This is a genomic window from Streptomyces sp. NPDC059247 (genome assembly GCF_042754005.1).
Lineage (GTDB): Bacteria > Actinomycetota > Actinomycetes > Streptomycetales > Streptomycetaceae > Streptomyces.
The window spans coordinates 1-10,143 of sequence record NZ_JBHYZW010000049.1 but is presented as its reverse complement, the minus strand read 5'-3'; the positions used below and the strand labels follow the sequence as shown (position 1 = coordinate 10,143).

General features: G+C 70.4%; 8 protein-coding genes and 1 CRISPR repeat array. Of the genes, 3 read left to right on the top strand and 5 right to left on the bottom strand.

Annotation, left to right across the window (positions count from 1 at the left end; genetic code table 11):
- Positions 1–615: 615 nt before the first annotated feature.
- Both ACFXGN_RS32600 and ACFXGN_RS32595 read right to left on the bottom strand, forming a co-directional pair.
- The gene (locus tag ACFXGN_RS32600; RefSeq protein ID WP_384866028.1) at positions 616–795 is read right to left on the bottom strand and encodes a hypothetical protein; all 180 of its coding nucleotides are present in this window, start codon (positions 793–795) and stop codon (positions 616–618) included.
- Between the two features lie 136 nt (positions 796–931).
- Entirely contained in the window at positions 932–2,176 is a 1,245-nt protein-coding gene (locus ACFXGN_RS32595; protein ID WP_384866026.1) for a transcriptional regulator, read from the bottom strand.
- Between the two features lie 351 nt (positions 2,177–2,527).
- On the opposite strand from ACFXGN_RS32595, the gene ACFXGN_RS32590 reads away from it, so the two are divergent.
- Positions 2,528–3,703 (top strand): cupin domain-containing protein, encoded by a 1,176-nt coding sequence (locus ACFXGN_RS32590; RefSeq protein WP_384866024.1) that lies wholly within the window; start codon positions 2,528–2,530, stop codon positions 3,701–3,703.
- A gap of 10 nt (positions 3,704–3,713) precedes the next feature.
- On the top strand, positions 3,714–4,523 hold the full coding sequence (locus tag ACFXGN_RS32585) for a hypothetical protein (RefSeq protein ID WP_384866022.1): 810 nt from the start codon (positions 3,714–3,716) through the stop codon (positions 4,521–4,523).
- Positions 4,524–4,850: 327 nt separating this feature from the next.
- A CRISPR array of direct repeats spans positions 4,851–5,246; the repeat unit is 30 nt; unit sequence GCTGCTCCCCGTACACGCGGGGATGGACCC.
- A 94-nt stretch (positions 5,247–5,340) separates the two neighbouring features.
- Here ACFXGN_RS32585 and ACFXGN_RS32580 read toward each other — a convergent pair.
- Complete coding sequence (locus tag ACFXGN_RS32580) at positions 5,341–6,462, bottom strand: NADAR family protein (RefSeq protein ID WP_384866020.1); 1,122 nt, start codon at positions 6,460–6,462, stop codon at positions 5,341–5,343.
- Between the two features lie 295 nt (positions 6,463–6,757).
- Here ACFXGN_RS32580 and ACFXGN_RS32575 point away from each other — a divergent pair, with 295 nt between their 5' ends.
- On the top strand, positions 6,758–7,117 hold the full coding sequence (locus ACFXGN_RS32575; protein ID WP_384866018.1) for a hypothetical protein: 360 nt from the start codon (positions 6,758–6,760) through the stop codon (positions 7,115–7,117).
- 1,287 nt (positions 7,118–8,404) lie between these two features.
- Here ACFXGN_RS32575 and ACFXGN_RS32570 read toward each other — a convergent pair.
- Both ACFXGN_RS32570 and ACFXGN_RS32565 read right to left on the bottom strand, forming a co-directional pair.
- Positions 8,405–8,773 carry a fic family toxin-antitoxin system, toxin component gene (locus ACFXGN_RS32570; protein WP_384866016.1) on the bottom strand — a complete coding sequence of 123 codons (369 nt, stop codon included), beginning with the start codon at positions 8,771–8,773 and terminating at the stop codon, positions 8,405–8,407.
- A complete protein-coding gene (locus ACFXGN_RS32565; protein ID WP_384866014.1) occupies positions 8,770–9,021 on the bottom strand; it encodes a hypothetical protein in 252 nt (83 codons plus the stop codon). Before ACFXGN_RS32565 ends, ACFXGN_RS32570 begins: the two co-directional genes overlap by 4 nt.
- Between the last annotated feature and the right edge of the window lie 1,122 nt (positions 9,022–10,143).

The following is a 10,143-nucleotide window of genomic DNA, read 5'->3' as shown; positions in this document are numbered from 1 at the left end:
GCCGGTTTCGGTGAAAGTGGTTCAGAACGAGCTACGCCTGCGGTAGAACTGCAGCTCAGCAAGACTGCTCCCCATACGCGCGGGGATGGACCCGGGCCCTGGGTGGCGGGGAGTTGGTCGGCGTACTGCTCCCCATACGCGCGGGGATGGACCCTCCTGCATCGGCCGCGGCCCTGCGGCCTTCAGCTGCTCCCCATACGCGCGGGGATGGACCCGAGAGGGCTGTCGAGCGGGTCACGGATGCCGCCTGCTCCCCGTACGCGCGGGGATGGACCCCGGTCCGGACAGCCGCAGGGTCGACACGGGTCCTGCTCCCCGCACCCGCGGGGATGGACCCGGGGCTGCCCCCTGCGCTCTTTGTGTGCGGAGCTGCTCCCCGCGCCCGCGGGGATGGACCCCACGGTTTTTCCGGCGCCGGTCGGCAGGACGACTGCTCCCCGCGCCCGCGGGGATGGTCGGTGGTACTCGGTCCGGGAGCCGCCGGGCATCGACTGCTGTCGGGGCACTTCGTACTGGGGGACGTATGACTGTCGTGCGGAACATCGAGCGGGTTGGGGAGAAGGCGCGCGGACGGCCAGGGCGGCGAACCTGGCTCTTCCCGTGCTCCTGATGGCGTCAGGTGTCGGGGGTGGAGCAGAGCCGTGGGGGTTTGGTCGACAGGACCATCCACACTCTGCGGCCGTCCTCGGAGGCGTCCGTGCCGCAGCTGGCTGTGCCAGGGACCGTGGCCAGAGCGGACAGGATCGACTCCTCGGCCTCGGTACCGGTGTGGCTGAGGACGGCGATGAGGAGCATCGTCTCCTGGTCGGCGAGATGGATGCTGATACGTCGGCCCTCGTCAGCCGCAGCCCGACTTCGTGTCAGGGCAGGCCCCACTCACCGGCCGCCGTTTCCAATGGAAACGGCGGCTGCGCCCTTCGCTACGTGAGCCTCAGGCAAGGGCGTCACCGAGTAGCCGACGCGGGGCACCGTTCAGATGCCGGTGGAGCAGCTGGGCGCGGGAGTGCACCAGGCCGGTCCGGTAGGCGGGCGGCAGCCGGTCGTACACTGCGGCGGCCATCTCGGCGGCCTCGCCCGGATCTCCGTCGACCCGCAGACACGCGGCAGCATCCATGGCGATCAGGGCGCGGGTCATCACCGACGGCGAGAACGTCAGGGCCAAGGCGTCGTCCTGCGCCCGGTACGCGGCGCGGGTGTCGCCGAGCAGCGTGTACGCCTGGGAGAGGTGCACCGCGTGCTTCTGGGCCGGGTAGCCGAACCAGGTGTCGGCCGACTCGGGGCCGTCCAACTGCTCGGCCAGCGTGCGGACGTCGTCCACCGCGCGGCGGGCGCCGGGGAAGTCGCCGATGGCGGCCAGGGCGCGGGCGTTGACGGCGGCCGCCAGCGCGGCAGCGCCGGACGGGCGGGCGCCGGCCTCCCGACGAGCCTGCGCGGCGATATGGGCGGCCTGCCCCGGGGCGCCGTAGTTCAGGCCGACCATGGCGTGACGGCCCAGCACCCAGGCGGTCATCCGCCGGTCCCCGGACTCTCGGGCCGCCTTCGCCGCCGTGGTGAACCAGCGGTGCGCGTCGGCCTGGTCGCCGCGGTCGTGCTGGACGATCGCCACCAGGTCGGAGATCCCGGCCGCCGTGCGCGCCAGGTCGGTACGGTCCCGCGCGGGGTGGGGCCGACGCAGGACAGCGGCGAGGAGCGCCAGGTCCTCGCGCATCTCCCCGAGGACGGCATCGGGCGCCCGCCCGTTGTAGCCGCCCCGGTGCCGCTCGAAGGCGCCCTCGAGGTAGGCGAGGTCCCCGGCGCCGTCGGCGTCCAGGCCGGTGTCGATGTCTTCCCGGGCCTGCGCGATGCCGGGCAGCACGGCGAACCCCGCCGTGGCCGCCGCCAGGGTGAACAGCTTGCGTCGCTTCACGTCGTCGTCCTCCATCCTCTGCTGCCTGCGGTGCCGCCGGGTGTTCTCCAGGGCCTGGTCCAGCTGCTCGTCGGTCAGGCCGTAGACGGCGCGGATTGCCGTACGCCAGACCGGAGTCGGTAACCGCTTCTCGGTCTCCCAGCGCTTCAGGTTTTCGACCGTGCACACGAGACCGGCCGCAGTCATGCGCTTGGCCTGCTGCTCGCGGCTCCGGTCCGCCCGCTCCCTGATGGAGCGCAGCAACTCGCCGATTCCGTCCGGGCTCACCATGCCGGGGCCTCCCCTTTCCGGGTATCGAAAGACCATCCTGGCCCCCCAACGCGGCACCCCGCAGCGGGAATCGGCTCCCCGGAGCGGCCCTCCCCTCTGGTGTTCCCCGGACCTTCAATGGTCGAACGGAACCGGCCGGGACAACGCCTTACGGGGCTCCCCCTCCGGCCGGTCCCGCACGTGGCGCCCGCCTTGCCTGGGGGCGGCGGGCGCCGTCCACGCTCCATCCGACACGAGAAGGAGAACGTCATGAACCTGATCCTCTCCAGCCGCTCCATCAAGGGAGCCGCGACGCGGACCCCCGACGGCGGGGGCACCGGCAAGGGCGACGGCAACGACTGATCGCCGACCATGACCCCCGCGATCAACGCGGCGGTCCGGAGCCTCGGCGGGGACTTCCTCGCCGGGGCTTTCGGCCGCTCCTTCCAGCACTGGTCACAGGCCGCCGCAGGGCTGCGCGGCCTGTTCACGTGGGACGACCTCAACGACCTGGTCGCCCGCCACCGGCTCGACGCTCCGCGGCTGAGGCTCTTCAACGACGGGGAGCAGGTCCCGCCGTACGAGTACCTGCACACCTCGGTCACCAAGCGGACCGAGATCCGCCAGAGGATCGAACCCTCCGGCCTCCACCGGCAGATCAGCGCCGGTGCCTCCCTCGTGCTCGACGCGGTCGACAAGCTGCACCCCGGCGTCCAGGAACTCGCCGAGGCGCTGGAGAGGCACTTCCGCACCGACGTCCAGGCCAACCTGTACGCCTCCTGGCACCCCACCGAAGCCTTCGGCACCCACTGGGACGACCACGACACGGTGATCTTCCAGCTCGAAGGCGCGAAACGGTGGAACCTCTACGGGGCCACCCGCACGGACCCGCTCCGCCTGGACGTGGAGGCGCCCGAGAAGCCCGAGGGGCCGCCGCTGGCCGTAGTGGTCCTGCAGGCCGGGGACATGCTGTACGTGCCGAGGGGCTGGTGGCACAAGGTGGCCGCCACCGAGGGCCGCTCCCTGCACCTGACATGCGGCCTGACCCCGGCGACCGGACACCACCTCCTGGTGTGGCTCGCCGGCCAGCTCCTCCACTCCCCCACCCTGCGCGCCAACGTGCCCACCGTGGTCGGCCCCGCCGAGCGCACCGCCTACGCAGAGCAGCTGCGCAAGGAGGTCTCCGAGGCGCTCCACCCGCACGTCGTCTCGGAGCTCGCCGCCTCCCTCGACGCCCGCGACCCCGGCCGCCCGGCCCCCTCCCTCCCGTACATCGGCGACGTCCCCGCCGACCACAGCCTGGTCCTGGCCCTCACCACCGCCCGGGCCGCGCTGGAGGGAACTGACGAGGCCGTCGTACTGCGCGCCGCCGGACACGAATGGGAGCTCCACACCTCCGTCCGCCCCGCGTTGGAGGCCCTGGTCTCCGGCGCTCGCCTGCCCTTCGGGGAACTGGCCGAGCGCTCCGGTCTCACCGTGGAACAGGTCGCGGCGCTCGCCACCGAGCTGGTATCCAAGGACGCGGCAGCCGTCTCCCAGCCGAGGTAGGACCCCCGCCATGTTCGAGACCCCCGCCCCCGCCACCGTCGACCGGATGCTGGCCGCCCAGCAGCACGCCGCCGACCAGTTCGGCCTGCGTGCCACCGGCCACCGGGTGTGGGGGTACCGGGGCCGGACCCTCTCCAGCGCAGCGGGCCCGCACTGGCTGCGTGTGGTCTGCGCCGAGGCCGGCACCGAGGGCGGCACGCTGTGGAACGGCCCGTCTAGCTCCCGCGCCCTGCCCGTGTCGGTGCCGCGCCCCGACCTGTTCCGCATCCGGGACTGGACCACCGACGGCTACGCCTACCGGGCCGAGCTGTACGCCCTCTCCCCCGACCCGATGGTTTCCCCGCGCCCCGTCCTCGACGAGGACCCGGGCCTGCCTGAGACGTGGTGGAAGGAGATGGCCACTGCCCTGGATGCCCTCGCCGACGTGCCACCGCCGACGGACCGCGAGGCCGTACGCGAGGAGTACCTGCGCCGCGTCATCCCCCAGTTCACCGGCCACGAAGCCGACGCCGCCATCACCTGGACCACGGCCCACGGCGACCTCCACTACGGCAACGTCACCCGCGGCCCGCACATCCTGGACTGGGAAGGCTGGGGCCGGGCCCCGTACGGCTACGACGCGGCCACCCTGTACCTGTACGCACTGCTGGCCCCTGCAACGGCCGCCCGCATCCGCACCGAGCTCGCCCCCGTCCTGGACCGGCCAGAGGCACGCACCGGACTGCTGGCCGTGGCCGCCCAGATCCTCCAAGCTCAGGACCGCGCTGACTTCTACGCCGAGCTCGCCAGACCCGTACGTGAGCAGCTGTCCCACCTGTAGCAGGGCTACTGCACACCCTGCTCCCCACACGCGCGGGGATGGGTCGGTTCGCCGACGCGGCCGACCGGAGGCGCGCTCTGCTTCCTGGGCGCGGGGAGCGCCCCCTGTCGACTGGTATCTCGCCGGACGGCACCACCCACTGGGCCCGCCCGAGGGCTAACCTCCCCTCCCTCCCGGAGCTCTGCTCCTTGGCGCTGCTGGCGCGACCGGGACCAGGGGCGGCTGGCCTGCCCTGATCGACCATTTGCCCGTTCTAGCGTCTTTGCCGGTTTCGGTGAAAGTGGTTCAGAACCAGCTGCACCTGCGGTAGAACTGCAGGTCAGCAAGGCTGCTCCCCGTACACGCGGGGATGGACCCTCGGCCAGCTCCCAGCCGGACATGGGCCCGAGCTGCTCCCCGTACACGCGGGGATGGACCCCGTGCGCCGGTCGCGGTACCGATGCCCTCGTCCTGCTCCCCGTACACGCGGGGATGGACCCGCCCCTGAGACGAAAGGGGGGCGCCCGGCACACTGCTCCCCGCGCCCGCGGGGATGGACCCGACGCCGACTGCAACCAGGCGGAGGGCTCCTGCTGCTCCCCGCGCCCGCAGGGATGGACCCGAGCCGCTGCGCACCGGCCGCCGCAACGGCCTCTGCTCCCCGTATGCGCGGGGATGGGCCCCACAACAAAATAAGGCGGGGCGACCAGGGATGCTGCTCCCCGCGTGCCTGCGGGGATGGACGTCACCTATGCTGGCGCCTGCCTGTCGGAGGTCGCTGCTGACCCTTCTCGGCGAAGTTTTTGACCTGCTTGGTGTGGTCATGTGTCCGGCTCGCTCACACCCTGAAAATCCCTGCTCGCCGCATCTGTATTTCGGAGCGCACGAGTTCGAGAAGGCGCCCCGACCAGTTGCGGCCCTGGCCGGCATTGTCGCCCCAGAAGGGCGAGTCCATGTCGTCGTAGATCACAGTGGCGTCGTCCGTCGCCAGCAGGACCTCGGCCAGCTCGGGGTGCTGGTCGTACTTGGCGCGCAGCAGACGGGTCATGACGGCGGTCCGGACGTGCTCCCAGCCCTCGCGGCGGGCTACCCCGGCCGCGAGCGTCCGCGCTGCGGAGGCGGTCTCCGCCATCGCGATCGAAGGCCGTACCTCGGGCTCGGCAACCGACAGGGCCCAGTAGGCATGGGCGACGGAAGGGTAGTCGGTGTCCGCGACCTTGATCGGGGCGGGGTAGTCGTGGCGCAGGCCGAGCTTTCCGGGATCGGCCACCGGCTTGCTCGGATACGAGTGGGACAGATTGACGGCCGGTGCGTGCGATGACGTCGGTCCGTCCGTGGGGACGCGGGCGGCCCTCTCAGCCCTCCAGCGGGCCCGCTCCTCGAAGTACACGAGGGCGCTGTCGTAGGTCTCCTGTGTGACCGTTCCGTCGAACGAGAGGTAGGTCCGCCCACCCGGCCCTGCCACCAGCACGCGCAGCGCCCAGTCCTTGCTGTCCATGTCGCCCAGCGCGAAGCGGCGCTCCGACTCCGGGACGGCCAGGAACGCGGCACGGGCCGCGGCCCGGTTCTCCTCGGTCCGGTCGGCGAGGAAGATGTCGACGGCAGCCAGACAGCGGCCGGTCGAGTCGGGCCGCCCGTTCAGCCGGTCGATGGTGTCGCGGACTTCGGCGACCAGCAACTCGGGCGTGAGCCGGCTCTCCGGCTCACTGAACCTCCAGTCCGCCAGCTCGTGGGACGATGCCTCGCTGCCCTCCGGAAAGCTGGTGGCCACCCAGCCGGTGCGCAGCTTCTCCTCGAACTCTTCGACGGTGACCAGGCCCCAGCAGTCGATGAGCCCGTCCGCGTAGATGAAGAGGTCGGTGAGGAAGTAGTGGCCGCCGTTACAGATGAAGGCATGCCGCCAGGTACCGGGTATACGGACGCCGTCCGCTGTGCGATAAGTGATCCGATTGCCGATCATCCTGGGATTGTGCCGCAACGATCGCCGTCCAGACCGTGAACATCCTCCAGGACGGCTGCCAACACCTCAAGGTCCGACACATCGTCCAGCACTGAACCTGACGGTCAAACTTCGATGACACTCGCCAAGCCTCGTTGAGACGAGTCAGCTGCTTCCCGCGCGCGCGGGGATGGACCCCGTGTCCCGTCTCAGCGGATCTGGTCCCGGTCTCGAGCGATCTGGTCCGATTTGCTCGGCGTCTCAGGTGATCTGGTCCGGCGGTCCCTCTGTCAGTGCTGGATGGCAGGCTTCGCCGATGAGTTATGACCTTGCTGTCTGGGAAGGCGAGCGGCCTGCAGACGACGCTGCTGCGGGCCAGTGCTTCACCGATCTGTACGGCAAGTACATCGACACGGACGGGCCCGACGTTGATCCGACCAAGCAGATCGCGGCCTATGTCGCTGAGCTCCTGGAACAATGGCCCGATCTCACCGAAGATGAGGACGGCATCTCGCCGTGGTCGCCCGGTCCGCTTATCGGCGAGGCGAGCGGCCCCCTGATCTACTTCCCGATGCGCTGGAGCATAGCGCAGGAGGCATCCGCCTACGCGGCCGGGGTGGCTTCGTCAATGGGCCTCAACTGCTACGCCCCGCAGGCACGGTGCCTCCGGTCCTGATGATGGCGCGGGAGTGGCCGAGCCTCTACTCACCTGCATCGACAGAACAGCAGGTCAGGGAGGCTGCCCCCGCACACGTGGGGATGGGTTCGTGGTGGTCGCTTTATCGAGCGTGGCATCGGACTGCTCCGGTATGGTCTTCGCCGTCGACGGGTGGCTCGATGGACGGTGCCGCCCGTTCCTCCGGCCGACCGCAGGGGCCTTCCGGAGCCGCGAGCCCTGTTCCTTGTTCCCGCTGGCGCGGACCGGATCCTGGATGGCAGGCGGCTGGCCTGCCCCGATCGACACTTTGACCGTTCTGGGGTTTTTGTCGGTTTCGGTGAAAGTGGTTCAGAACGAGCTGCGTCTGCGGTAGAACTGCAGGTCAGGAAGCTGCTCCCCGTACGCGCGGGGATGGACCCGTGGGCACCGCGAGGCTGTTCTCCGGGCCGACCTGCTCCCCGTACGCGCGGGGATGGACCCCAGGCGTTCCTCCTTGAGGACGCGCAGGGCCTCTGCTCCCCGTACGCGCAGGGATGGACCCGTGGGCGTCACGTGCTTTCCGCCGGATGGCTGCTGCTCCCCGCATGCGCGGGGATGGGCCCCGCCGCAACTGATGTGCGTCAGCGCTTTCCCGTGTGTCGACGGTGGGGTCCCGGCCAAATGGTGGGCCACCTGGGGCACGGTTCGGCAACCGCAGGGTGGGATTGGCTAGCGCCACTCCATGGGGATCTGTCACAGCTGCTGAAAGATGTCTTAGTCCTTCGGCCTGGCCTTCGGACGCCACCAGGTGGCCCCCTTGCCAGCCCAGTAGCCGCGAACAGTCCAGACCTCCATCACGCTTATGTCAGATATATCCGATTCGTTTCCGTGGCAGGGGGCAGATGTGTGCGGTCGGCCAGCCGCCCTCCCAGAACAGGTTGCCGTCGTCATGCCCGCAAACCCGGCAAGCGGACTCCTCGTCCGGGCCAGGAGGCGGCGGGATCTCGGAATCCATGCTGGTACCCCTTCTCTTCCTCGTCACGACACCGCCGGCGGGCAGGCGTGAGCCCTCCGGGCTAGGCCAGCCATCGCAGGCCGGACGCCATCCGAGCGGCCGTACCGGGCTCCGAGAGTACGACGACCGGCGGCTCGGCCGTGGTGGCGGGCAACAGTGAGGCGTTCGGCCAGGGCTGGCACGGGGCAGGTGCCGAAGTCCTGGAGTCGACGGCAGCGGATGCGAATCGGCCGGGACGGTGCCCGACGGTGGCCTCGGACGGATGACCGGTGCCGAGCCGGGGACGCGGCCTGTGTCTCCGGGACGCTGCTTCAGGGGGTCCAGATGGTGAGGGCGGCGGCGATGTCGCGGACGCCCAGGCCGTTCGCGGTCTGCCTGACCAAGTCGACGGCCTGCTCCGTGCTCACCTTCACAGGTCGGCCGCTGGCGGTCAGGAAGGCCGCGGCGACGGTGGCTGCGTAGAGCTCGTTGGAGTGTTCCAGTGCGGGCAGCCGGACCAGGGACTGCAGAAGGGCGCCAGCGCGGTGGTGCGGCTCGGGGTACACCGTGGTGCCCATGACGACCGCGCAGTGGCGGGCCCTGGCGGCCTCCAAAGCCCCGAAATCGACCACGTCAGGATCGCCCGGAAGCTTCTCCTGGGCGACCTGCAGAAGCCAGATCAGGTCGACGGTCAGGTTCACGCGGCCCGATCCCCGGCAGCCGGGTGGGGACCGAAGTACTCAGCGAAGCCAAACGCATGCTCGGCGACGAACTCCTCGGCCCCGGCCAGGAACCGCGCACGGGCCACATCGTCGGTGAGCATCCGCGCCGCGTACTCCTCAGCCGCGACGTGACTGCCGGCGGCGAGCGCCTGGAGCTGCTCGTAGACCTCGTCGGTCACAGTGACGCGCAACTCGCGACGGCCGGCGTGCGAAGCAGGTGAACTCATGGCGGTCTCCAGGCGATGGGGCCGTAATCACTCCCCACCGTACGGGCACCCGCCACCGAAAACCCTGCCCTTCCCAGAAATCCGGCGCGATACCCAATCCCACCCCAGCCGAGCCCCATGCATCCAGTCACCCCACTCCCCGCCTGCTCCCCGCGCCCGCAGGGATGGACCCAGCGGTCGACGAAGCCGGGGAAAACCTCCGCCTGCTCCCTGCACACACGGGGCGGATCCGCGGCGGTCGACTCGCCGAGCTGGGCCTGAGACCGCTTCCCGCGCCCGTCGACCAGTCCCCCACCGGCAGAGCCGCCCGCTCCCCGCCTGCGGGGAGGGATCATTCCCAAGAGCCCTACTCCTTGGCCCTGGGCGCGGGTGGCTGGCCTGCCCCAATCAATGCTTTGACCGTTCTGGTCGCTTTGCTGGTTTCAGTGAAAGTAGCTCAGAACAAGCTGTTCCTGAGATAGAACTGCAGGTCAGGAAGTCTGCTCCCCGCGCCCGCGGGGATGGACCCGCTCCGTCTCAGCCGTTCCGGGTGATCTGCTCCTGCTCCCCGCGCGTGTGGGGATGGATCCGCGCCGGTTGCCTCGCCGGGTGGGGTCTCGGACTGCTGCCCGCGCGGTCCCGTCGACCAGTACCTCGCAGGACGGCGCCGCCTGCCCCCGCCCGCGAGGGATCACTCCCCGGAGCTCGGAACCCTGCTCCTTGGTCCTGCTGACACACACCGCGCCCTGGGGAGCGGGCGGCTGGCCTGCCCTGATCGACCACCTGCACGTTCTGCGGCCTTTGTGCGTTTCGGTGAAAGTGGTTCAGAACCAACTGATCCTGCAGTAGAACTGCAGGTCAGGAAGCTGCTCCCCGTACACGCGGGGATGGACCCCAGCATCGCCCGCTGGCTGGAGTCGCCGCGGCTGCTCCCCGCGCCTGCGGGGATGGACCCACGTCCTCCAGGGCGTGTTGGTGAGCCGTCTCCTGCTCCCCGCGCCTGCGGGGATGGAACCACCCCCACCAAGCCACTGACCAGCAGAAACGACTGCTCCCCGCGCCCGTGGGGACGGGCCGGATTTGCCGACGCTACCTACTGGGAACGCACACCGCTCCCCGGCGCGCCCCCTCTCGATTGACGGC